Genomic DNA, 22,741 nt, shown 5'->3' with positions numbered 1-22,741 from the left:
GGAAACGACTGCCGAGCCATTTTCCGTCCTCAAAGTCGTTTACTAAGCTCAGGACGCGCTTGTTCAACATCACCTTCAACTGGGTGACATTCGTGATCTTCGAAAGTGATTCGTCTATGATTGTCTCGAAGACGATACCGGTCATCCGGCGAAATGCCGCTGACCAGATCGAACGAAGACAATGAAGCCCGGGTCTAAAAGATTGACTACCTGCTGCATCAAGAAAAGCGCCAGCCCCCAATCGCCTTATCTCTGGCTCCCAAGAAAAGGACTGGGTGTCAAGCATGCTAGGTGCGACCATCTCCATCGCGGCTCCTCATCAATGCCGTTCGAAAATTCAGGGGCAGATGTCGCCCTAGAACAAACACGGAACGCGCTATGGGTCAAGCGTCGGCTGTGGAGATTTCAGGTTCGCATCACCGTTCGGAGGATCGCCGCCACGTAGGCCATGATGTTTCCGCTTAGGATCTAAAACGATCGATTGCCAAAGTTGGATAGCTAAGCGGGCGGCAGCTTCCGACCAACTCACGCCGTTCCTCAGCAAAGGGGTAAATGGCGGCTTCTCTCAAAACCTGCCACTCACCCTACGCGAACACGATGTTCGGCTTCGCGACCCCTCCCAGCCATCCCCCTGTTGAGTGAGAGGCGATTGACCTGCCATGTCGGAAAACACCCGTTTGTCGTGCATCCAGGATGGCGACAGGGTTTTCCGCCGTAATCGATGCCTTCAGGGACAAAGGCGTCGTCCCGGCACGGTCTGCTGAACAACAGCTACTGCCAGATCCGGCCGCTCGTGGGCGATGTCCCGTCCTACTATGGCGCAAATCTGGTGGAGTGCGGTCAGACAGGTTTCAGCAAGGAGATGGCGATCGCGGGCGGTCCCACAAAGGATGGCGTTTTGAGAATGCCGATGCGTACCTACCGCCGCTGCAACCCGATCACGTCCAACAGCGCATCCGCGGCTTTCGTGCGATAGCGTTCCTTATGCCGCAGCCCGAAGAAGGGGCGAGGAGCGAATGTGATCGGTGCGACGTGCAACAGACCTGCCTTGATGGCCGGGTCGACCACCAGCGCCGACAGGACAGCAACGTCCACCCCAGCCTCCACGGCCGTTCGGACGCTTTCATTAGACGGCATCGTCAGCGCCACGTCGAGGGCAGCCGGATCGACCCCCAAGCCGCGCAACTCGCTATTCAACGTCGATCGCGTGCCTGATCCAGGCTCCCGTTGCACCCAGCGCGCTCGTCGCAGCCATGTCGCGTCGATGTCGATGTCGGCGAAAGGTTGTGCTCCGACGAGCAACAGCTGGTCTTCGCCGATCGGCCAATGCGCCAACGCTGGATCTTCGATCTCGCCCTCGACAATACCCAGATCGGCCTTGCCGTCATTGACGTGTACCGCGGCCTGCCCGGTGTTGCCGATCGACAGTTCGATACTGATCGCCGGATAGCGCTCATGGAAAGTTGAAAGGATGGGCGGCAACCAGCAGACGGCGATGGTCTGGCTGGCGACGAGGCGCAGCGTGCCCCGCTTCAGTCCGCCAAGCTCCTCCAGCACCGTCTCGGCCGCGTCGGCCCGCGCAAGAACTCCGCGAGCCTCGGTCAGGAACAGCCGTCCGGCCTCTGTCAGAGCGATGCCGCGCCCGACGCGGTGGAAGAGCTTGGTTGCGTGTCGCTCCTCAAGCGAGGCGATGGCTGCGGAAGCCTCTGACTGCGTGACGTTTAAGGCCGCGCCGCGACGGTCATATGCTTGCGCTCGGCCACGCCGACGAAGATGCGCAGTTGCTCCAGTGTCACACCGCACCTGATATAGAAACCGATCACGATTGACGATCGGAATGACAACAAGGCTAAGTTGGAGCGATCGGTAGGCAGGGTTTAGATCGTGCGACGGAAGGAACACCGCCGTGGCCAGTTTTGCCTATCCCGATCGTATATTCCCGACCGTCCAGACTAGCAGATTGCCCGCGCTGCTGCCCGGCGTCGGCCTCTGCCTCGCCGTCACCGGCTCGGCCTACGCGCTGGAGGTGGGCGAGCGCGCACTGGCCGGCAAGGCGTGGCTGGAGGCGCTGGTGCTCGCCATCCTGATCGGCACCGCCGTGCGCAGCCTGTGGACCCCGGATGAAAGGTGGCACGAAGGCATCGCATTCAGCGCCAAATACTTACTGGAGGTGGCGGTCGTCCTGCTCGGTGCTTCGGTCAGTGCCGCGACCATCTTGGCGGCCGGGCTGCCGCTCCTCGCCGGTATCGCCGGCGTGGTCGTGAGCGCAATCCTGCTCAGCTTTGGGATCGGCCGATTGCTCGGCTTGCCAACGCGGATGGCGCTGCTGGTGGCTTGCGGCAATTCAATCTGCGGCAACTCCGCCATCGCGGCCGTGGCACCGGTAATCGGCGCCGACAGCGACGACGTAGCTGCCTCGATCGCGTTCACGGCGGTACTGGGTGTGGTGGTAGTGCTTGGCCTGCCACTGCTCGCGATTGCGCTCGGCATGGGCGGGCTCGCCTTCGGGGCGCTCGCCGGGCTCACTGTCTATGCCGTGCCGCAGGTGATCGCAGCCGCCTCGCCGTTGGGCGCCACCGCCGTGCAGATGGGTACGCTCGTCAAGCTGGTGCGCGTGCTGATGCTCGGGCCGGTGTGCCTTGTTCTGTCGCTGGTGGCGCCTCGTCTCGCGCCGCAGTCGGTTCCCGAAAGCGAGTTCGTCGCCGGTGCGCCTACGGCCAAGCGGATGGACCTCGCCCACCTCGTGCCCTGGTTCATCATCGGCTTCCTCGCACTGGTCGCCTGCCGCTCGCTAGGTCTGGTGCCGACCGTCGCCATCGCGCCGATCGGCCGGAGCGCCACGCTGCTGACCGTCGTTTCCATGGCGGCGCTCGGGCTCGGCGTGGACGTCCGCACCGTCGCCAAGGCCGGGGGCCGCGTGACCATGGCCGTCGTGTTGTCGTTGCTCGGCTTGGCCGCGATCAGCCTGACGCTGCTGGCCGCGCTGCACATCGCATGATCGGGCAAGATAGTGAGGATGAGGCCGAGGCCAAACCGATTGTCAGGCGTTACAATAGCATGAGCGAGCTGATGATAGAGCGGAACCCCGAGCCCTACAACGCCGAGCCGGTGCCCGGCGCCTTGATCGAGCGGTTTTTGACGCCACAGAACCTGTTCTATGTGCGCAGCCATGGGCCCGTGCCGGACCTGCCGGCCGATCACCGGATTGAGGTGGGCGGGATCATTGTGGGCGAGTGCTCCATCTCGATTGCGGAGTTGAAGGCGCGCTTTCCGGTCCGGACTGTCACGGCTGTGCTTCAATGCGCCGGCAACCGCCGGACCGATCTCCAACAGGTGGGCAAGACTTCAGGCGATCCATGGGACATAGGCGCGATCGGCAATGCCGAGTGGACGGGCGTGCGGCTCGCAGACCTGTTGGATGCAGTTGGAGCATCGGACGCGTCCAACCTGTTCGTCTGCTTCACCGGCGCTGACGAGGTGGATGTGGAAGGCGAGGTGGCACCGTTCGGCGTCTCGATCGCTATGACCAAGGCGCGGGCGCCCGACGTGCTGCTCGCCTGGGCGATGAACGGCGAACCGCTGGCACCCGAGCACGGTGCGCCGTTGCGTCTGGTCGTGCCAGGCTATGCTGGCGTGCGTAGCGCCAAGTGGCTGACCCGGATCGAGGTCAAGGACACGCCCTCCGAGGCGCCGATCCAGGCGCACGATTACAAGCTTTTTCCGGCCGACGTGACCAGCGAGACGGCGGACTGGACGCAAGGGCTGACGATCAACGCCATGCCGCTCAACGCCGCGATCTGCTCGCCTGGTTCGGGCGAGAGCCTGCCCGCGGGCAAGGTCCGGATCGAGGGCTATGCCGTCGCCTATGAGCGCGGCGTGTCGCGGGTAGAGGTGTCGCTGAACGGCGGTCGAGACTGGCGGCAGGTCGATTTCTCCGACGATCCGGACGGGCAGTGGAGCTGGCAGCGCTGGTCGCTAGATGCGGAACTGCCCAAGGGGCGCCAGCACCTTGTGGTGCGCGCGTTCGACGATGCGGGCCAGGGTCAGCCCGAACTACCCGATACGATGTGGAACTTCGCCGGATACCTCTGCACGGCCTGGCACCACGTCCACGTGCTGGTCGAGTGAATCCGCCGCCTTTGTCGGTCGATCTCGCCTTCTGGGTCGACGCGATCGGCAGGATGATCGTGGCGACGGCGGCCGGCATGACGCTCGGCTGGGAACGGTCACGCGAGAACCGACAGATCATGGGTCTGCGGACGCTAGGGCTGGTCGGGCTCGCGAGTTGCATCGCCGTCCAGGCGATCGTCCACAGCGGCTTGCCGAACGTGAACGCCGATGCAGCAGGTCGGGTGATGCAGGGCATCCTATCCGGCGTCGGCTTCATCGGCGCGGGCGCGGTCCTGCGCGTCGGCAGCGGGCAGGAGGTGCATGGGCTGGCAACGGCGGCGTGCATCTGGGTGTCAGCGACGCTCGGAGCGGCAGCGGGATTGGCGGTGTGGCCACTGCTTGTGGGCGGTCTGCTGCTGGCGATGCTCGTGCTGTTCGTCGGCGCACCGCTCGAACGCCGTATCCGCGAACGCGCCCGGCAGACCCCGGCCGAAGCGGACCGGCGGGACGCCGAGCAGAAACCCTGAATAATCCTTGGCGCGAAACGGTGTACCAGTAGTTTTGCAGACGGAGGACTTCATGAGCGATATCGACAAGAAGAAGCCCACCACGCAAGAATCGGCCGAGATTCTGGAGCTGGAGGAGTCGGTCCGCGCCAAACACAAGGCGAAGGTTGACAACGTCAAGGAAGATGATCGCTTCTGAGCCGGTTGGCGCCGCTAAGCCGGGCTGAAGGAGCGAACGAGAGCGAGGCCGCCGAACAGCGCGAGCACGCCCAGCCCAACCGATCCGACAACATAAAGGGCAGCTTGCCCGACTTCGGCTCTCTCCTAATGCAAGGCCGCTTCCAGCGAGAAGGTCGAGAAGGTCGTGACGCCGTCCAGCCCGCCGGTGGTGAGGAACAATCGCCATCCCGGGCTCGATCCGCTTCGCAACAAGAACCAGCCCCCCAGCAGACTCATAAGGAATGAGCCGAGCACGTTGATGATGGGCGTTCCGATCGACAGGTCGGGGCCGAACAGGCGCAGGCTGAGGCCGTTCAGCCCATACCGCAGCATGCCGTCGGAACCAGCCCCGGCGAACACAATCAGGTATGGCCCCATGCCTCAGCCAACCAGCTCGGCCGTATCCGCATCTTCCTGGCGCAAGCCCGCCGGGCTGACCGTCCAATGCTCCAGGTGCTTGTAGACGATGACCTTGTTCGCAAGCAGGTCGCCATGCGCCCGGCAGAAGCCTTCGAGCTGCTCGCGCTGGCCGATCAGTTCGACACACATGGTGAGGTGTGGATCGGCGATCTCGGCGCCGTTCTCATGCACCGGGCCGTGGTTGCTGTAGCCGTAGTGGGTATAGTGGGCGACAGCGTTCATGATTCCGTCCGCCTTGGCCTGCGCGACGAGCGTTCGGTCGAGCGGCTTGGCAGCCCAGCGTGAGCGCGTGCCCGGCTTTACCGCCTTATCGGCTAGCTTCATGTAGATGCGGACCAGCCGATCTCGGTCTGCGACACGTGGTGGGCGTCGGACATGGATAAGCCTTCCGTGAGGTAAGGAGCGAACAGGTCTGAAAGGTCGGACACGGGACGGAGCGCGCGCGCATCGCGCAGCGTCAGGTCCGGCGGCAGGGTGCTGCCCGCCCGCTTCGGCACCGCCACCCGTTGCGACAGGTAGATGCCGTTATGCCCGGAGCAGGCGTAAGCGACGAAACAGGCGACCGCGACCGGCACTGCGGTCTCGGCGCCGAACAGCTCGACGCCCATGATCGTGCAGGCGAGCGGCGTATTGGCCGCGCCCGCGAACACCGCCACGAAACCGAGCGCGGCAAGGAGGTCGACGGGGACACCGATCGGGCCGGCGAGCGCATGACCCAGCACCGCGCCGATGAAGAACAGCGGCGTGACCTCGCCGCCCTTGGGCGGCGGCTCTTCGCCTGCTCCGCCGGCCACAGCAATCGGATGGCTGCGAGCAACAGTATCGGTCCGTCAGTTATCCTGCCGTTTCGGGCCTGTCATCCGGCAACCATACAGTTTCATTTCTACATCGGATTGACGTTGCCGCACCGCGGCGACATATAGCGGCCGAAGGCGATGGATTTCCGCCTGGCTATGTTGGCCGAACCGCCCTCGCAAGGGCCGATGATTCCTACCGGGCGCCGCAAGGCAGCAAGGAGGAATTGTGCGCGCGACGTTTCGCAATCTCTATAACGAATTAAATTTGGCCGCTTTTTTTCGCGATCGCCATGACCATGCCCTGTCGGTGTTGCGCTGGACGCTGATCCTCGTGCCGATGGCGGCGCTGGTGGGAACACTCTGCGCGGCTTTCCTCTGGAGCCTCGACGCCGCGACACAGGCGCGGTTCGACTATCCCTGGCTGCTTTACCTCCTGCCCTTAGGCGGAGCGGCGGTCGCGTTGCTCTATCACCTGACCGGCCGTTCGGTCGAAGCGGGCAATAATCTCATCGTCGAGCAGATACACGAGCCCGGAGGCGGCGTTCCGCTGCGCATGGCACCGTTGGTCTTCATCGGCACGATCGCCACTCATCTCTTTGGCGGTTCCGCAGGGCGTGAGGGCACTGCGGTCCAGCTCGGCGGCAGTCTCGCCAGCGCCGTTGCCGGCCTCTTCCGGCTCGATCCTGCCAGCGTCCGCATTCTGCTTATGGCAGGTGTCGCAGCCGGCTTCGGTGCGGTCTTCGGGACCCCGCTCGCCGGGGCGGTGTTCGCACTCGAGGTGCTGGCCGTCGGACGTATCGAATACGGCGGCATCATCCCCTGTCTGCTAGCCGCGCTGGTCGGCGACTGGGCATGTCACGCCTGGGGCATCCATCATACGCCTTACCACATCACCTATGTGGCCTCCGCGAGCGGTGCCTTGTTCGTCGAGCCGGTGTTGCTCTTCAAGGCGGCAATAGCCGGCGTAGCGTTTGGTCTCGCCGGACTTGTGTTTGCAGAAGCCAACCACGCCTTCGGCGGAGTTTTGAAGCGCCATATCCCTTACGGCCCTGCGCGTGCGGCGCTGGGCGGGGTGCTGGTCATCGCGCTGGTCTGGATCGTTGGTACACGCGCTTATCTCGGCCTAGGCGTATGGTCGGCCATTCCCGGTGATCCCACGATCGCCGGCTTTTTCACCGGCCCTGCCGATCGGTGGAGCTGGGCGCTCAAGATGCTGTTCACGGTCGTGACGCTTAGCGCCGGCTTCAAGGGCGGCGAGGTGACCCCACTATTTTTCATCGGCGCAGCGCTCGGTAATGCGCTCGGTTGGCTGCTTGGCGCACCGCTCGATCTGTTCGCGGGACTAGGCTTCATTGCGGTGTTCGCTGGCGCGGCCAATACGCCGCTCGCCTGCACGATCATGGGGATCGAGCTGTTCGGAGCGGCCCACGCCGTCCCAATCGCAGTCGCTTGTTTCATCGCCTACATCTGCTCGGGCCATAACGGCATCTACCTGTCGCAGCGGATCGCGGTGCCAAAGCGCGCGTCTCGCGCGCATACCGGGGCTGCGACCCTGCGCGATGCTCGTGCGTCACGGCGCGGCCCCCGTCCATCCCCGACCCCCGTCATCACCAAGGAGCATGACTGATGTCTCAACAGCATAAGGTGACGCCGAGCGAGATCGGTATGATCCGCATCTATCTAAAGCCATCCGACAAGATCGCGACCGGATCGCGCAGCTTCTGGTCGCGCAAGCCGCTCTACCGTGAGCTTGTCGCGCAAGCGGAGCGCGACGGCATCATGAACGCGGTCGCTCACAACACGCACTACGGCTACAGCAATCACGGCCCGGTGCGCGAAAATGGTTCCGAAATCGCCGATCCGCACCTGACCATGTGTGTCGAGTTGATCGGGCAGCGCCACGAACTGGAACGCTTCTGCGAAGCACATGGCGAGATCCTTGGTGGCAAGGTTATCGTCTACAAGCATCTCGAACACTGGAGCATTGGCTCTGCCGGTATCCGTCACGAAGATGCCGCGCCCGCGATCCTCGCGGCAGAGCCGGAGTGAGCGCGAGGATGAGAAGCACCGCTTCAGCGTCCTGGCTCGTCTGGGCATTGGGCTCCGCCGGCTTCGCCGCGATGACCGCGATTTTCGCGAAGATCGGCGTCGAAGGGATCGACTCCGATTTGGCCACGCTCTTTCGGACGCTGGTGATAGTTGCCGTGCTGACCATCCTTCTTGCGGTCACGGGCAAATTTCAGCCACTCGATGCGATCAGTCCGCGAAGCTGGCTGTTCCTTGCCCTTTCGGGCCTTGCGACGGGTGCCTCCTGGATTTGCTACTTCCGCGCCTTGAAGATCGGCGATGCCGCCCGCGTCGCACCGATCGATAAGCTGAGCGTCGTCCTCGTCGCGGTGCTCGGCGTGGCGTTTCTCGGTGAGCATCTTTCCACCCGCGGCTGGCTTGGGATCGTCCTGATCGGTGCGGGAGCCGTGCTCGTCGCCCTTGCCTGAACCTCGAAACCGGAACCCAACGATGCGCCTCCTTGCGACACTCTCTGCGACCCTGGTCCTCACGGTCTCGCCCACGGTTCAGGCGCGCACGCCAAAGCGCCACCCGGCGCCCCACAATGTCATTCTTGTCGTGATCGACGGCCTGCGAGGCAAGATCGTCACATCCCAGAGCGCGCCGACGCTCGCGCAATTGCGGGACACCGGCACCTATTTTTCCAACAGCCACTCGGTCTTCCCGACGTTCACCACCGCCAATGCGTCGGCGCTCGCAACCGGTCACCAGCTCGGCGACACCGGAGACTTCAGCAACACGATATGGACTCGTGCGCCGATTGCTGCAGCTGCCGGCAGCGTGACGCCCTTCCTCGAGAACGATGCTGTTCTGGGCGAGGTCGACGAGCATTTCGGGGGCAATTACCTCAACGAGACCACCGTTCTCGAAGCGGCGCGGCAAGCAGGGTACGGCACGGCCGCGATCGGCAAGCTCGGTCCCGCATTGATCCAGGACCATCGTGCACGCGACGGAGCCACCACACTCATCATCGACGATTCAACCGGGCGTCCCGGCGGGATTCCGCTGTCTGCCGACGTTGCCGCTCGCCTCACGCAGGCAGGGCTTGCGCTGCAAGCACCGGACCGCGGCAGTAACGGACGGTCCGGGGATGCCCGAATCCCCGGAACGACGAGTGCCAACCGCGTGCAGCAGGACTATCTCATCGACGTCGCGACCCGGGTCGCTTTGCCGGTCTTCCGAAAGCAGCACCGGCCGTTCGCCATGGTGTTCTGGTCGCGCGATCCCGATGGCACGCAGCACAATCAGGGCGACAGCCTCAATCAGCTGACGCCGGGCATCAACGGTCCCACGACCTTCGCCGCGATCCGCAATGCCGACTATGATCTAGCGAAGCTGCGCGCAGCACTCGATCGCTTGGGTCTTGCGAAGACGACCGACATCATCGTCACGTCGGATCACGGCTTCTCTACGATCTCCAAAGAAAGCCGGACCAGCTCCGCAGCACGCGGGCGCTATGTCGATGTTCCCGAAGGTTTCCTACCGCCCGGCTTCCTTGCGCTTGATCTGGCGTCCGCCTTGAACATGCCCGTATTCGATCCAGAAGCGGGCAACACGCGGGTCGCGGACGGCAAGCATCCGAGCCGCGGCAACGCGGTGCTCGGTGCCGATGCGACGAGACCTGACGTAGTGGTGGCGGCAAATGGCGGGTCCGACCTCCTCTATCTACCGACCCGCGATCCTGCCCTAGCGGCACGGGTCGTTTCCGCACTGCTGGATCAGGACTATGTCAGCGGTATCTTCGTCGATGACCGCCTGGGAGCAATCGCCGGAACACTGCCGCTTTCCGCGATCAATTTGAAGGGCGAGGCACTCCCGCCGGTGCCGTCGATCGTCGTCAACTTCCGATCCGCCAACACCGGGTGTGCGATTGCGACAAACTGCCAGATCGAAGTCTCCGATACGACCCTCCAGCAGGGGCAGGGCATGCACGGCAGCTTCGGCCGCGGTGACACATTGAACTTTACCGCAGCGACCGGCCCGGACTTCAAGCGCGGCTTTGTCGATCCAGCACCGGTCAGCAATGTCGACGTGGGCCGCACCATGATGGCATTGCTGAATCTCCTCCCCACCCCGCGCGGCCATCTGACCGGCCGGGTACTGCGCGAGGCGATGCCGGGTGGAACGGTGCCGCGCTACGAGGGTCGCGAAGAGCGCTCGCAGCCTGCTGCCAACGGCCTCGCGACCGTCCTGCAATATCAGCAGCTGGGCGGCATCCGCTATCTCGATGCCGGCGGCTTCCCCGATCGGACGCTCGGTATAGGAACAGCATCCGTCCCATCGGGTGAAAAGGCGATGCGGCGATGAACCGGCTCCCACAGATTTGGCTCGTCCGTCACGGTGAAACCGCTTGGAGCGTTTCGCGGCAGCATACGGGACGGACTGACATCTCGCTGACCGAGGCAGGAGAAGCCGCGGCGAAACGAATAGCCGAACGTCTGCCAAGCTTGGACTTTACCGCCGTCTGGTCGAGCCCTTCGATACGGGCGCGCCGGACCGGGGAATTGACCGGTTTCGCGACCCGCCTGGTGCCTGCCGACGATCTCGCGGAATGGGATTACGCCGCCTACGAGGGACGAACCAGGAAGGAGATCCTCGCCGACCGCCCGGACTGGAACCTGTTCCGCGACGGCTGCCCGCAAGGAGAGACTCCGGAGGCGGTCGCAGCCCGAGCCGATCGCGTCATCGCATCGCTGCGTGGGCGCAACGCCGATGTCCTGATCTTCTCGAGCGCTCATATTCTCCGCGTGCTGACAGCGCGCTGGCTCGGCTTACCCGTCGGGGCCGCTGCCTATTTCCTGCTCGATACGGCCAGCATCAGCGTCCTCGGGTACGAACATGATGGCGACGAGCCGGTCATTCGGTCGTGGAACCAGTCATGATGCGCCTTGTGACGCGGTACTTCGCGTATCCAAATGAGGGTGCCTGGATGGGATGGGCGGGGAAGAGCCATCCTGCGCCGTCGCAAGGGTTCAAACGATCCGGTGCCCAGCATTCCGGAAACTTCACACACGCCTTCACCCCCGCCCGGGAGACGATGCCATGAGACTGCTTGCCGTGATTGTCGGTGCCGACAGCGCTGCCGCCTGCCTCGATGCGGCGGTTCTCGCCGCCAGATCTCTTGGCGAGTCATCGATCGAGGCCCTCAATGTTGTCGTCGATCCCGAGCAGATCGCGGTTGCGAGCGAGGAGATCGACTTTCAACGCCTACGCGCGCGCGACGAGGGGACAGCCCAAGAGCGCGCGGATGCGGCGCGGGCCGCCTTCGTTGCCTGGACCGCAGCTACCAGCGATGACACACCCGAGGTCGCCTGGCGCTCGATCGTCGGCACCGAAGAAGCGACGGTCAAACAGGAGGCGGCAAATGTCGATGCGCTGATCGTCATCGCGCGCGAGCAGACGATGGACGGCGGCGACGCCCTGCACGCCGCAATTTTTTCGACCGACAAGCCCGTCCTCATCGTCCCGGCTGGGTGGAGAGCCGGCGCGCGAACCGGCTTCGAGCACATGGCCGTCGGGCTCAGCGACAGTGACACGGCGTGCCACGCCATTGAGGAGGCAGCCCCGTGGCTTCGTGTCGCCAAGCGTGTCACGGCAATCCGCATCGGTGAAGAAACCGATCCGGCGCTGGGCTTGGAAGCCTTGCTCGACGAAATCTGTGTTCGTCACGAATTGCATGTGGTGCCGCGCTCCAGCGAGAATCTGGGTGCCCAGCTCGTCGCCGAAGCGAAAGCGATCGGCGCCGAGCTTCTCGTGACCGGCGCCTATCGGCACAACCAGATCATCGAGTGGTTCATGGGCGGCACGACGCGCCACATCCTCGCCGCTGCCGATATACCCCTGCTGATGGCGCACTGAGGGGTGACGATGCTCCCGCACGCGCGTCTGGTCCTCGTTCGACACGGCGAAAGCGAAGCCAACGCAGCCAACCGATTTACTGGTTCTGCGGATCCGGCGCTAACGCCTCTGGGGCACCGTCAGGCCGAGGCGATCGCACACCGCCTGATCGCGCAAGGCATTCGGCCTGCACGGATTTTCCGCTCTACCCTTCGGCGTTGCGCGGACACGACGGCTATCGTCACTGCCGTGATGGGGGCACCAGATGTCCCTATCACGGTAGACCGGTCGCTCAACGAGCGCGATTACGGTGCGCTCACTGGTCTCAACAAGACCGAGGCGTCGGATCGCTACGGTAAAGATCAGGTCCGCCAATGGCGACGCTCCTATGCGGCTGCCCCGCCACACGGCGAGAGCCTGCGCGACACCGTCGCGCGCGTGCTCGCCTATTACGTTCGGACGATGCTGCCTGCCGTGATGAGTGGCGGCACGACACTCGTCGTCTCCCACGGCAACGCGTTGCGGGCGCTGGTTATGGCGCTCGACGGCCTTGATGCCGCCCGGGTCGAGACCCTCGATATCCCGACCGGAGGCGCGATCCTCTACGATTTCAGTTACACGACCGCGATCATCGGTCGCGCTATCCTTCAGTGACAAGGACTCCGACCATGCCGGCCAGCAGCCACATCACCAGCCTCCGTGCCCTCGAGATCCTCGACTCCCGAGGCTATCCGACTTTGTCCGTCACCGTGACCTTGGACAACGGCATCACAGCATCGGCATCGGTGCCGTCGGGTGCGTCGACAGGCGCACATGAGGCCGTCGAGCTCCGCGACAACAACCCCGATCGTTTCGCCGGAAAGGGTGTTCGGCAAGCCCTGCAGAACGTCGAAGGCGAGATCGGCGGCGCGATCATCGGAATGGATGTCTGCGCGCAGCCGGACATCGACCGGGTGATGATCGAACGCGATGCCACGCCGAACAAGGCGCGGCTTGGCGGCAATGCGATTCTGGGTGTTTCGATGGCGGTCGCGCGCGCCGCATCATCGGTGCTCGCGCAGCCGCTTTACGAGACGCTCGCCGGTACGACCGACTACCTCCTTCCGATGCCGTGCATGAACGTCCTGAATGGTGGCAAGCATGCCGATAGCAGCCTCGACTTTCAGGAATTCATGATCGTTCCGGTGGGAGCCTCCAGCTTCGCCGAAGCGATGCGCTATGGTGCGGAAACCTATGCCGCATTGCGCGACCTCCTCCATGGTCGCGGCCTCAAGACGGCAGTCGGCGACGAAGGCGGATTTGCCCCGAACCTCAAAAGCAACGAGGCCGCCTGCGAGTTGATCGTCGATGCGATCGAAGCCGCGGGTTATCGACCGGGTACAGACATCGCCATCGCGCTCGATCCAGCCGCATCGTCCTTATCGGATGGGGAGCAATACGATCTTGCGCGGTCGGGAACGGGCCTGCTCGACCGCGCAGGCTTGCTCGCGCTCTACGGGCGCTGGATCGATGCGTATCCGATCGTTTCGATCGAGGACGGGTTCGGTGAGGAGGACTGGCAAGGGTTCATCGACCAGACCGTAAGCCAGGGTAGCCGGATCCAGATCGTCGGCGACGATCTCCTGGTCACCAATCCCCGGATCATCCGGGAAGGCATCGCTCGAAAAGCTGCCAACGCAGCCCTCATCAAACCCAATCAGATCGGCACCGTCACGGAGACGATCGAGGCGGTTCGCATCTGCCACGCTGCGGGATGGGGAACGATGGTGTCGCACCGGTCGGGCGAGACCACGGACGCCTTTATCGCCGATCTCGCGGTTGCGGTCGGCGCCGGGCAAATCAAATCCGGCGCACCCTGCCGGGGTGAGCGTTTGGCCAAATACAACCGACTGATCGAGATCGAAGCCGAGCTCGGCGCCAAAGCACGTTTCACCAATCCCTTCGTGTCGCGACCGAAGCCCCGGACGTGACGGATCTACCCTCGCTGATCGCTCCGATCGTCCTCGGCATCGTCGAGGGATCGACCGAGTTCATCCCGGTTTCCTCTACCGGCCATCTCATTTTGACCGAACGACTGATCGGCTACGAAGGGCGGCAAGCCGGGATCAGCGATGTCGTCATTCAGGTCGGGGCGATCCTCGCGATCTGCTGGTTGTACCGCGCGCGGCTCTGGTCGGTCGTCTCCGGCTTGTCGTCCGATGCCGACGCCCGCCGCTTCTCGAGAAACGTGCTGGTCGCCTTCCTTCCCTCGGTCGTGGTCGGCGCGTTGGCGCATGATTTCATCAAGCGCCTTTCGGTGCACCGTTTCCAATTGTTGGTCGCCGCTCTCCTCTCGGTGACGGCAGTTCAGATGATAGTGACGGGGTGAACGATGCCGATCTGGCTTGGCTTTCTGGTCGTGTTCCTGGGCTCGGGCGTGGGCGGCATGCTGCGTCACGGCGTCGGCATCGTGGCACTACGTCTTATGGGGCCAACCTTCCCTTGGGGAACCTTGGCCATCAACGTGGTCGGCTCGGCGCTGATGGGCATGATGATCGGCCTGTTTGCCGCCAAGAGCATCGAAAATGCGGAGTTGCGCCTGTTCGTGACGACGGGACTTATCGGCGGATTTACGACCTGGTCGACCTTCTCGCTCGATGCCGTGACATTATGGGAGCGCGGCGAGACCGGCGCCGCGATCGGCTATGTGCTGGCAAGTCTTGTTCTCTCGGTCGTCGTTCTGGCGATTGCTCTCGTTATCACCCGACGGTGGGGATGATTTCGGAACGATCGGCGCGCGGGCCGCATTGGATTCAGAGTTTCCATGGACCTTTAATCGGACGTCTTTTCCATGCTCAAATATCTCGCTGCCGGCGCGCTGGCACTCGTCATCGCTTCCCCCGCCCTCGCTGACGACGATCGGGTGACCCCGCGCCAGCGGGCCTCGACGCTTACCGCCTTGAAGCGGATCGGCTGCACTGCGCCACGCTCGATCGAGCGCGACGATGGTGGCTTCGAGGTCGACGACGCACGCTGCCGTGGCGGCCGCTATGACATCAAGCTAAACCGCAACTTCAAGGTCGTTTCCCGCGAAAAGCAGGACCGCGACGACGACTGATCCGACGCCTGCGCGTCTCCTCGCATCTAATAGCGAGCCTTTGGCGTTGATGCTTTAAAGGAGACGCATATGGCCGAGACGGACAAGGATGAGCCGACCACGCAGGAAACCGCGGAGATGGTCGAAGTTGGCGAAATGGTCGCCTCGGAGAAGCGTAAAGACGACCGATCGTCTCCAGAAGCGCCGGGGCTAGGGGACAACATCGAACGTCGCGAAGACTGATCACGTAGTCGGTTTCGACGGTCGACGACTAACAGCCCAGCAGGCCATTGGCTGGTATTGCACAGTAGCCGCTCTGATCTTCCATCGCGTCGGGGCGAGGTCAAACACCTCGAGGGGGTGCCGTGGTCGCGATAGTCGACAAGTCTGTCGTCAGGTCGATCCCTACGCGAACTTCCTTGCGCTCGGAATAGCGGTCGACGAGTTGTGCCGCGTGCGGGCGCAGCAGCACCGTGAACCGCACCAGTTCCTCCATTACGTCTACGATGCGGTCATAATAGCTCGACGGCTTCATGCGATCGTCCTCGCCGAATTCGGCGAACGCCTTGGCGACGCTCGACTGGTTCGGTATCGTCACCATTCGCATCCAGCGGCCGAGCACGCGCAGCGTGTTGACGCTGTTGAACGACTGCGAACCCGCCGATACCTGCATGACTGCCAGCGTGCGTCCCTGCGTCGGTCGCATCCCGCCCATCGAGAGCGGCAGATGATCGATTTGGAGCTTCATGATGCCGGTGATCTGGCCGTGCCGTTCAGGGCTGCACCACACCTGACCTTCCGACCACAACGACAGTTCACGCAGCTCGTGGACGGCCGGATGGTCGTCGCCGACGACCTGATCGGGCAACGGCAGCGCCGAGGGATCGTAAATGCGCGTTTCGCATCCGAAGAATTGCAGTAGTCGCGCCGCTTCCTCGACACACAGCCGCGAGAATGACCGCTCGCGCAAGGAACCGTAGAGCAGAAGGATTCGTGGCGGCGGAGCACCCGCGCCGAGGCCATGAGCAGGTCGTTCGATCGCATAGCTTCGATCGAGCGCGGGCAGATGGTCGGGGTCGGAGAGCGTTCGAACAGGCATCAGGCGGTTCGTGGTCCCAAGAGGATGATACAGGTGCCGATCAGACAGAGCGCCGCGCCGCTCACATCCCAGCGATCGGGCCGCACGCCTTCGACGGTCCAGAGCCAAGCAAGCGATGCACAGATGTAAATGCCGCCGTAAGCGGCATACGCTCGTCCCGCGGCATCGCTGTCCACGCGGGTGAGGAGCCATGCGAACAGGATCAATGAGACGACGCCCGGAGCAAGCCACAAGGGTGACTTCGCCATGCGAAGCCAGGCCCAGAAGGCAAAGCATCCGCCAATTTCAGCAAGCGCCGCGCCGATGTAGATCAGGGCTGTCATCCGATCGTGATCCTCAATGCCAAGGCGGCAAGCGTGACCAGCAATACCGGCACAGTCAGCGTGATACCGACACGGAAATAATAGCCCCATCCGATCCGAACACCTTTCTGGCCGAGGACGTGGAGCCATAACAGCGTTGCGAGCGAGCCGATCGGCGTCAGCTTGGGGCCAAGATCGCAGCCGATGACATTGGCGTAGATCATTGCTTCTTGCACGGCGCCAGTGGCATGGGTCGCGTCGATCGACAGCGCGCCCACCAGTACGGTCGGCATGTTGTTCATCACGGACGACAGGATGGCCGCGATCACGCCTGTCCCGAACGCCGCCCCCCACACGCCGCCCTGAGCGGTGCGATCGAGCAGCGCGGCGAGATGGTCGGTCAGGCCCGCGTTTCGCAGCCCGTAGACGACCAGGTACATGCCGAGAGAGAAGATCACGACCTGCCACGGTGCGCCGCGCAGCACCTTGCCGGTCTGGATCACATGGCCCCGTCCCGCAATTACCAGCAGCAGGATCGCGCCGGCAGCGGCAACGGCGCTGACCGGCACGCCGATCGGTTCGAGCAGGAAGAAGCCAGCGAGCAGCAGCGCGAGGACGATCCAGCCGGCACGGAAGGTCGCGGGGTCTCGGATGACATCGCGCGGCGCGCGGAGCGCCCCCACGTCATAGTCTTCTGGGAGGTCGCGCCGGAAGAACAGCAGCAGCACGCCCAGCGTGGCGGCGATCGACACCAGATCGACCGGGACCATCACGGACGCATATGTGCCGAACCCGATCTTGAAGAAGTCGGCTGACACGATGTTGACGAGGTTCGAGACCACCAGCGGCAGGCTGGCCGTGTCGGCGATGAACCCGGCCGCCATGACGAACGCCAGCGTCGCCTTGTCCTTGAACCCCAGCGCGCGCAGCATGGCGATGACGATCGGCGTGAGGATCAGCGCCGCACCATCATTGGCGAACAACGCCGACACCGCCGCGCCGAGCAGCACGATCAGGACGAAGAGTCGGCGCCCATGTCCCCTGCCCCAGCGCGCAACGTGGAGCGCCGCCCATTCGAAGGATCCAGCTTCATCGAGCAACAGGCTTATGACAATGATCGCGACGAATGCAGCCGTCGCGTTCCAGACGATGCCCCAAACGACCGGGACGTCGGACAGCGTGACGACGCCCGCGAGCAGCGCCAAGACGGCCCCGGCGATCGCGCTCCACCCGATTCCGAGCCCCTTGGGTTGCCAGATGACGAGCACGATCGTGACGACGAAGATCAGGACGGCAAGAAGCATCAGGCGATGCGCTGGCCCGAGGCGTTTACCACCTGTTGTCCGTCTTCCTTCGCGAACGCGCCGCGCTGATCGCCCGGCAGCAGATCAAGCACGGCTTCGGACGGCCGGCAGAGCTTCACGCCGAGCGGTGAGACGACTATCGGCCGGTTGATGAGGATCGGGTGCGTCATCATCGTATCCACCAGCGCGTCGTCGGACAGCGATGTGTCGCCCAGGCCGAGCTCCGCATAGGGCGTACCCTTTTCGCGTAGCAGCTCGCGGGGCGTTATGCCGGCGCGGTCGATCAGCTCGACCAGCAGCGCGCGCGAGGGCGGGGTTTTCAGATATTCGACCACGTGCGGTTCGATGCCGGCATTGCGGATCAGGCCTAGCGTGTTGCGCGACGTGCCGCACACGGGGTTGTGATAGATCACGATATCGACGGCCACGGGCGTCCTTTCAGCAGCATGGGGTGAGTTCGGCGATCAGCGGGGCGCACAGCTCCGCGTTGCCGGCGCAGCAATCCTTGACGAGAAAGAGCGTTAGCGCGCGCAGGCCGTCGAGATCGGCACGATAGATGATCGAGCGGCTATGACGTTCGGATCGCACCAGCCCGCCACGGGCGAGGATGCCGAGGTGTGCGGACATCGTGTTTTGCGGTACGTCGAGCTGACGGGCGATTTCGCCGGCAGCCAAGCCATGCGGTTCGTGCCGCACCAACAGGCGGAACACGTCGAGGCGTGTTCCTTGTGCGAGCGCGCCGAGCGCTGAAATTGCCGTGTTGTTTTCCATATATCCAGGATAGCAGCTATATGGTTTCGGTCCAGACGTTGATAGCACCAAGTAGGCAGGCAGTCGGCACCCTACGCTCTTTTCCGAAGTCCCCAACGAGTGGGGCGGGACCCCGCGGGCACGGCTCTATCGGCCCGCTGGGCGTGCCGACCGAGCCATCGTGCCGGCGTCTCGGCCCTGCCGGTGACGATTCTCGCGTAAGGTGTGCCACATGGCACACCTGCGAACGCGCAGGGCGCGAGCAGTGTTTCGATTGGCGTCGACGCCCTCCCCCGGAGGCCACGCCGCACAGCACTTCGCGCGCAGAACCGCGTGTCGTGAGTTGATGGGCTTAGCCTGATCCCCCCGATACGTCGGGCGCAGCCTTCGGATCGGGGTCTTGCGCCTTGCCCTTCGCGGCACCCGGCTGCTTTGCGCTCATGGCGGTCAGATAAGCGACGATCGCCGGCACGTCAGCCTGTGCAACGGGAGCCTTGTAGACCTCGCGCATCTTGGTGACCTCCGCGGTCCACTGGTCGGAAGAGAGTGGCGGCTGGTTCAGCGCCATGCTCGCCGAATGACACGAGGTGCAGTTGGCGTTGATGACGTCCGCATGCGGACCAGCCGGATATTGCCCTTCGTCGGTCGGGAGATCGACCGAGGTGGACGCCAGCGAGAAGCCGCGCGCCGAAACGCTTGGCGGCGGTGGTGCGGCCGGGGCGGCAGGCGGCGGGGCTATGCGGCTGTTCGGGGCACCGATCGCAAGTAGCAGAACGACGGTCGCGCCGACGAACCCAAACGACAGCGTGCCGATGGAAGGCGTTTTCATGGGGGAGCGCTCCTCAGCCGACGACGATGTTGGTGGTTTCAATGTTGCCGCGCATGAACCCGCCCGGGTTCCAGATCGGCGTCATCGGCTGCGCGATGCCGGCGGTGTTCCAGCAGCGCGACATCAGCCTGGTCGGGCCCGCATGCGTGAGCGGCACCTGCGCGTCCCAGCGGCGGAAACTGTATTTGCCGTGATCGGGGCCGAGCGTCGTCTTGTACCAGGTCTTGCCGTTGTCGGTCGACACATCGACCTTGGCGACGCCGCAATCGCCCCCCATCGCAATGCCGCCCAGCGGGATCGACCGGTCGAACGCGATCGCCTGCCCTTCGTCGAGGCTCGTGACCCAACTGCGCGGGATCATCTTGTTGATCGGAACGGCCGGGAAATCCTTCTGGCCCGGCCGCACGTTCGCGCCTGGAGTGTCAGGGATTTTGTACGCCTTGGCCATCCAGTAACCGTCGTCGGGCGCGGCGAGCACCTCGATGTCGTTCAGCATCTTGACCCAATAGGTCGAATACCAGCCGGGTACGATCAGCCGGACCGGGAAGCCGTTGAGGAGCGGCATCTGTTCGCCGTTCATCCCGAAGGCGAGCATCACTTCGCCGTCGCGTGCGTGGTCGATCGACAGCGACTTGGCGAAATCCGGTCCACCCGCGACCACCGGCTGGTCGAGCGCACCGAACCGCACTGCAACCGCGCCCGGCTTCACGCCGGCGATGTCGAGCACGTCGCGCAGGCGCACGCCGAGCCATTTGGCGTTGCCCATGGCCCCGTGACGCCACTGCGCACCGGCAACGGGCGGCTGGAACAGCGCACGCGAATTGCCCGAGCATTGGTTGATCGCCGCCAGCTCGACGCGTGGCAACTTCAGCAGTTGCGCGAGCGAGATTGACAGCGGCCGCGTGACCGCGCCGTGCACCTTGATCCGGAACGCCTCGACATCGATCGCGGTGGGGATGTCAGCCCAGTGCCAGCGGACGAAGAACTGGTCGTTTGGCGTGAAGACGTCACCATTGAACACGCTCATCGGCGTTTCCAGCAAAGGCGGGTGGATACGCTGGAGGATCATGTTGCCCTTGCCAGGGAACGCACTGGTCATCGGTCGTTCCGACGGACCGCCAGGCAGGTGCAGATCGACAATGCTCTGCGCCAGCGCGGGTGCGGCGATCAACGCGCCGCTGCCGATCGCAGCCTCTGCGAGAAAGCGACGGCGGTTCGTCGCCTGCGCCAGTTTCATATCCAGGCTGTCCACCAGCATTCTCCCTTCGATGTCATGCTCTTATGCGCGATCCGTCCGACGGTCTGCCCGGTACGGGTCGATCGGATGCGCCGGTTCGATCCGGCAGGACGATCAGTTCGGCCCATCAATTGGCTTGGGCGATGCAGGGCGACACGAACAGGTTTCCGCGCCAGCCGCCTGTGACCGTCTTGGCGCCGACCAGCAGCCACATCGCTGCGAGCGCGATGGTAAGGACGGTGCCGACGATCCCGAAAAAGCCGAGCTGGAGCGTCGTGCCGAGCTTGAAGGTGGCGACCGTGTAGACGCCGAGCGGGAAGGTGTAGCCCCACCACCCGAGGTTGAACGGAATGCCCGCGCGCCAGTAGCGGATCGTGATCAGCGTCGCGAGCGCCAGCCACCACAGGCCGAAGCCCCAGAGCAGCAGCCCGGCGATCGTGCCGATCCCCTGCGCTACCGCGCCGATCTGGCCGAGGCCGTTGGCGGCGAGGATCGCGGGCGCGTCGCTGCCGAGCACCAGCATCCCGAGCGCACCGGTGCCGATCGGGCCTAGTGCGAGCCAACTCGATGCGGCCATGCTCTCGTGCGGCAGCTTGTGCAGCGCCATCCGCAGGATGAGGATCGCGAGGATGCCGAACGCGACCGGCACCGAATACGCCCAGAGGACAAAGGAGGTCGCCAGCACCACGAACTGGTGGTGCGCGTCCGCCAGATGCGGTGCGAGCAGGCCTCCGCTCGCGCCTGCGACCTCGGCCGCGACCACTGGCAGGAGCCACACCGCGGTCATGCCGTCGAGCGAATGTTCGTGCCGGGTAAACATGAGGTAGGGGATCGCTACACCGCAGGCGAGCGACATCGCGACGTCGATCCACCACAATGTCTCGGCGATCGGGATAACGCCGGCGCCGAACCGCGGCAGGCCGAACGCCAGGAACCCGTTGATGATCGTCGCGAGGCCCATCGGGATCGTGCCGATGAACATCGACACGGTATTGTGCCCGAAGATCCGACGCGCCTCGTGCCCGAACATCGTCCAGCGCGCGGTGTAGAGCCCGGCGAACAGCGTGAAGAGCGCGATGTTGAAATACCACAACGCCTCGCCGACCGGGTGCAGCGATGCGCCGACGCCCGGCACCTGCGGCAAGGCCAGCGCGAGGATGCCCGTGCCCATCGTAGCGGCGAACCAGTTGGGGGTGAACTGGCGGATCATCTCGCGCGGAGAATCAAGCCGGCTGAGCGGCTTCAGACCATCGAGAACGGGTTTCAGATCGGCAGTCACTTCCCAGTCTCCTTGATGAGATCGGTCAGCGCGTCGGCCGCCCGGGTACGATAGCGCTCCTTGTGCCGCAGCGCGTAGAATGGACGCCGCGGCAGACCGAGCGGCAGATCGTGCAACGTGCCGGCCGCGATTGCAGGTGCGACGACATGCTGCGACAGCACCGCGACGCCCGCGCCGGCCTCGACCGCGCTGCGGACCGCCTCGTTCGATGGCAGGGTCAGCGCTATGGTAAGGTCCGACGGATCGACGCCGCGCTGGCGCAACACCTCCTCGAACGACGAGCGCGTGCCCGATCCCTGCTCGCGGACGATCCAGCGCGCGGTCCGGATCCAGTCCTCGTCGATCGTGTCGGCAGCGCGGTCACTCACCAGCACCATGCGGTCGTTCGCGACGGTCCAATGCGCGAGCGCGGGCTCGTCGATCACACCCTCGACGAAGCCAAGCTCGACTGCACCGTCGAGCACGCGCGCCGCGGCCCCTTCCGTGTTGTCGATCGCCAGTTCTATCGTGATGGACGGGTAGCGCGCATGAAACGCCGCCAGCTGGCGGGGTAGCCAATAGCCCGCGATCGTCTGGCTCGCGACCAGCCGCAGTGTGCCGCGCTCCAGTCCGGCATATTCGGCCAATGCAAGTTCTGCACTGGCAGCACGGCCAAGCACTGCGCGTGCGTCGACCAGAAACATACGGCCCGCTTCGGACAGTTCGATCCCACGGCCGACCCGGTGGAACAGCGGCACGCCGTGCCGCGCTTCTAGCGCGGCGATGGCAGCGCTTGCGGCCGACTGCGTCACATTGAGCGCTTCGGCAGCGCGCGTCATGTGCTCGCGCTCTGCGACACCGACGAAAATCCTGAGTTGTTCCAGGGTCATGCCCGATCTCCTTGCCCCAATGATAGGGAAAGGAGATCAA

General features: G+C 64.2%; 28 protein-coding genes, 2 pseudogenes and 1 riboswitch. Of the genes and pseudogenes, 16 read left to right on the top strand and 14 right to left on the bottom strand.

The features are described from left to right. Both SFC76_RS12600 and SFC76_RS12595 read right to left on the bottom strand, forming a co-directional pair. Positions 1–307 (bottom strand): hypothetical protein (locus SFC76_RS12600; protein WP_322849776.1); only part of this gene is annotated, 307 nt, incomplete at its 3' end. A 611-nt stretch (positions 308–918) separates the two neighbouring features. After that, positions 919–1,796: pseudogene (locus SFC76_RS12595) on the bottom strand (LysR substrate-binding domain-containing protein). A gap of 110 nt (positions 1,797–1,906) precedes the next feature. On the opposite strand from SFC76_RS12595, the gene SFC76_RS12590 reads away from it, so the two are divergent. The 4 genes from SFC76_RS12590 to SFC76_RS12575 are packed head-to-tail and all read left to right on the top strand — an operon-like array spanning position 1,907 to position 4,815. Beyond that, the gene (locus SFC76_RS12590; RefSeq protein WP_322849775.1) at positions 1,907–2,998 is read left to right on the top strand and encodes a YeiH family protein; all 1,092 of its coding nucleotides are present in this window, start codon (positions 1,907–1,909) and stop codon (positions 2,996–2,998) included. 59 nt (positions 2,999–3,057) lie between these two features. Next, a complete protein-coding gene (locus SFC76_RS12585; RefSeq protein WP_322849774.1) occupies positions 3,058–4,128 on the top strand; it encodes a sulfite oxidase in 1,071 nt (356 codons plus the stop codon). A gap of 11 nt (positions 4,129–4,139) precedes the next feature. Then, complete coding sequence (locus SFC76_RS12580; RefSeq protein ID WP_051583498.1) at positions 4,140–4,637, top strand: MgtC/SapB family protein; 498 nt, start codon at positions 4,140–4,142, stop codon at positions 4,635–4,637. A 52-nt stretch (positions 4,638–4,689) separates the two neighbouring features. Next, positions 4,690–4,815, top strand: a complete 126-nt coding sequence (locus SFC76_RS12575) for a hypothetical protein (protein ID WP_258191424.1) — start codon at positions 4,690–4,692, stop codon at positions 4,813–4,815. Positions 4,816–4,940: 125 nt separating this feature from the next. On the opposite strand, the gene SFC76_RS12570 is transcribed toward SFC76_RS12575, so the two are convergent. From SFC76_RS12570 to SFC76_RS12560, 3 genes and pseudogenes are all read right to left on the bottom strand, one after another. Beyond that, complete coding sequence (locus SFC76_RS12570; RefSeq protein WP_201780755.1) at positions 4,941–5,213, bottom strand: CrcB family protein; 273 nt, start codon at positions 5,211–5,213, stop codon at positions 4,941–4,943. 3 nt (positions 5,214–5,216) lie between these two features. Then, complete coding sequence (locus SFC76_RS12565) at positions 5,217–5,579, bottom strand: DUF190 domain-containing protein (protein WP_082471096.1); 363 nt, start codon at positions 5,577–5,579, stop codon at positions 5,217–5,219. A gap of 104 nt (positions 5,580–5,683) precedes the next feature. Next, a pseudogene (locus SFC76_RS12560) lies at positions 5,684–6,016 on the bottom strand (chloride channel protein); the annotation flags it as partial. Between the two features lie 161 nt (positions 6,017–6,177). Then, a riboswitch (Fluoride riboswitch) is annotated at positions 6,178–6,255 on the top strand. A gap of 23 nt (positions 6,256–6,278) precedes the next feature. Here SFC76_RS12560 and SFC76_RS12555 point away from each other — a divergent pair. From SFC76_RS12555 to SFC76_RS12500, 12 genes are all read left to right on the top strand, one after another. Beyond that, positions 6,279–7,679, top strand: coding sequence for a voltage-gated chloride channel family protein (locus SFC76_RS12555; protein WP_056056360.1), 1,401 nt, complete (start codon positions 6,279–6,281; stop codon positions 7,677–7,679). Further along, positions 7,679–8,101: a DUF190 domain-containing protein gene (locus SFC76_RS12550; RefSeq protein WP_322849773.1), complete on the top strand. Its 423-nt coding sequence runs from the start codon at positions 7,679–7,681 to the stop codon at positions 8,099–8,101. The genes SFC76_RS12555 and SFC76_RS12550 overlap by 1 nt, the downstream gene beginning before the upstream one ends. Positions 8,102–8,109: 8 nt before the next feature. Next, positions 8,110–8,547, top strand: a complete 438-nt coding sequence (locus SFC76_RS12545; RefSeq protein WP_056056364.1) for an EamA family transporter — start codon at positions 8,110–8,112, stop codon at positions 8,545–8,547. A gap of 22 nt (positions 8,548–8,569) precedes the next feature. Further along, the gene (locus SFC76_RS12540; protein WP_107963383.1) at positions 8,570–10,426 is read left to right on the top strand and encodes an alkaline phosphatase family protein; all 1,857 of its coding nucleotides are present in this window, start codon (positions 8,570–8,572) and stop codon (positions 10,424–10,426) included. Further along, a complete protein-coding gene (locus SFC76_RS12535) occupies positions 10,423–11,001 on the top strand; it encodes a histidine phosphatase family protein (RefSeq protein WP_056056368.1) in 579 nt (192 codons plus the stop codon). Before SFC76_RS12540 ends, SFC76_RS12535 begins: the two co-directional genes overlap by 4 nt. 160 nt (positions 11,002–11,161) lie before the next feature. Continuing rightward, the gene (locus tag SFC76_RS12530) at positions 11,162–11,977 is read left to right on the top strand and encodes a universal stress protein (RefSeq protein ID WP_107963384.1); all 816 of its coding nucleotides are present in this window, start codon (positions 11,162–11,164) and stop codon (positions 11,975–11,977) included. Positions 11,978–11,986: 9 nt separating this feature from the next. Beyond that, positions 11,987–12,610 (top strand): 2,3-bisphosphoglycerate-dependent phosphoglycerate mutase, encoded by a 624-nt coding sequence (locus SFC76_RS12525; RefSeq protein WP_056056401.1) that lies wholly within the window; start codon positions 11,987–11,989, stop codon positions 12,608–12,610. A gap of 14 nt (positions 12,611–12,624) precedes the next feature. After that, on the top strand, positions 12,625–13,926 hold the full coding sequence (gene eno / locus SFC76_RS12520; RefSeq protein WP_322849772.1) for a phosphopyruvate hydratase: 1,302 nt from the start codon (positions 12,625–12,627) through the stop codon (positions 13,924–13,926). Beyond that, positions 13,923–14,324, top strand: a complete 402-nt coding sequence (locus SFC76_RS12515; protein ID WP_056056372.1) for an undecaprenyl-diphosphate phosphatase — start codon at positions 13,923–13,925, stop codon at positions 14,322–14,324. Before eno ends, SFC76_RS12515 begins: the two co-directional genes overlap by 4 nt. A 3-nt stretch (positions 14,325–14,327) precedes the next feature. After that, complete coding sequence (crcB, locus tag SFC76_RS12510; protein ID WP_056056373.1) at positions 14,328–14,714, top strand: fluoride efflux transporter CrcB; 387 nt, start codon at positions 14,328–14,330, stop codon at positions 14,712–14,714. A gap of 72 nt (positions 14,715–14,786) precedes the next feature. After that, the gene (locus tag SFC76_RS12505) at positions 14,787–15,053 is read left to right on the top strand and encodes a PepSY domain-containing protein (RefSeq protein WP_056056375.1); all 267 of its coding nucleotides are present in this window, start codon (positions 14,787–14,789) and stop codon (positions 15,051–15,053) included. A gap of 69 nt (positions 15,054–15,122) precedes the next feature. After that, complete coding sequence (locus SFC76_RS12500; protein WP_156364448.1) at positions 15,123–15,275, top strand: hypothetical protein; 153 nt, start codon at positions 15,123–15,125, stop codon at positions 15,273–15,275. Between the two features lie 100 nt (positions 15,276–15,375). Here SFC76_RS12500 and arsH read toward each other — a convergent pair whose 3' ends face one another. From arsH to SFC76_RS12455, 9 genes are all read right to left on the bottom strand, one after another. After that, entirely contained in the window at positions 15,376–16,131 is a 756-nt protein-coding gene (gene arsH / locus SFC76_RS12495) for an arsenical resistance protein ArsH (RefSeq protein WP_056056376.1), read from the bottom strand. Continuing rightward, entirely contained in the window at positions 16,131–16,454 is a 324-nt protein-coding gene (locus SFC76_RS12490; RefSeq protein ID WP_056056378.1) for a YnfA family protein, read from the bottom strand. Before SFC76_RS12490 ends, arsH begins: the two co-directional genes overlap by 1 nt. Continuing rightward, the gene (locus tag SFC76_RS12485; protein ID WP_056056380.1) at positions 16,451–17,737 is read right to left on the bottom strand and encodes an arsenic transporter; all 1,287 of its coding nucleotides are present in this window, start codon (positions 17,735–17,737) and stop codon (positions 16,451–16,453) included. Before SFC76_RS12485 ends, SFC76_RS12490 begins: the two co-directional genes overlap by 4 nt. Then, on the bottom strand, positions 17,737–18,165 hold the full coding sequence (gene arsC / locus SFC76_RS12480) for an arsenate reductase (glutaredoxin) (RefSeq protein WP_056056381.1): 429 nt from the start codon (positions 18,163–18,165) through the stop codon (positions 17,737–17,739). The genes SFC76_RS12485 and arsC overlap by 1 nt, the downstream gene beginning before the upstream one ends. 10 nt (positions 18,166–18,175) lie before the next feature. Further along, complete coding sequence (locus tag SFC76_RS12475) at positions 18,176–18,508, bottom strand: ArsR/SmtB family transcription factor (RefSeq protein WP_056056382.1); 333 nt, start codon at positions 18,506–18,508, stop codon at positions 18,176–18,178. A 331-nt stretch (positions 18,509–18,839) separates the two neighbouring features. Continuing rightward, complete coding sequence (locus SFC76_RS12470; RefSeq protein WP_031439129.1) at positions 18,840–19,316, bottom strand: hypothetical protein; 477 nt, start codon at positions 19,314–19,316, stop codon at positions 18,840–18,842. Positions 19,317–19,329: 13 nt separating this feature from the next. Next, a complete protein-coding gene (locus SFC76_RS12465; RefSeq protein ID WP_197983136.1) occupies positions 19,330–20,574 on the bottom strand; it encodes a molybdopterin-dependent oxidoreductase in 1,245 nt (414 codons plus the stop codon). Between the two features lie 106 nt (positions 20,575–20,680). Beyond that, positions 20,681–21,832, bottom strand: a complete 1,152-nt coding sequence (locus tag SFC76_RS12460) for a TDT family transporter (RefSeq protein ID WP_056056383.1) — start codon at positions 21,830–21,832, stop codon at positions 20,681–20,683. Next, positions 21,829–22,701 (bottom strand): LysR family transcriptional regulator, encoded by an 873-nt coding sequence (locus SFC76_RS12455; protein WP_056056384.1) that lies wholly within the window; start codon positions 22,699–22,701, stop codon positions 21,829–21,831. The genes SFC76_RS12460 and SFC76_RS12455 overlap by 4 nt, the downstream gene beginning before the upstream one ends. Between the last annotated feature and the right edge of the window lie 40 nt (positions 22,702–22,741).

It is taken from the genome of Sphingomonas sp. CD22, assembly GCF_034556155.1.
GTDB lineage: Bacteria > Pseudomonadota > Alphaproteobacteria > Sphingomonadales > Sphingomonadaceae > Sphingomonas.
Note: the sequence above shows the minus strand (reverse complement) of the source record. Positions and strands in the feature narration are given on the sequence as shown.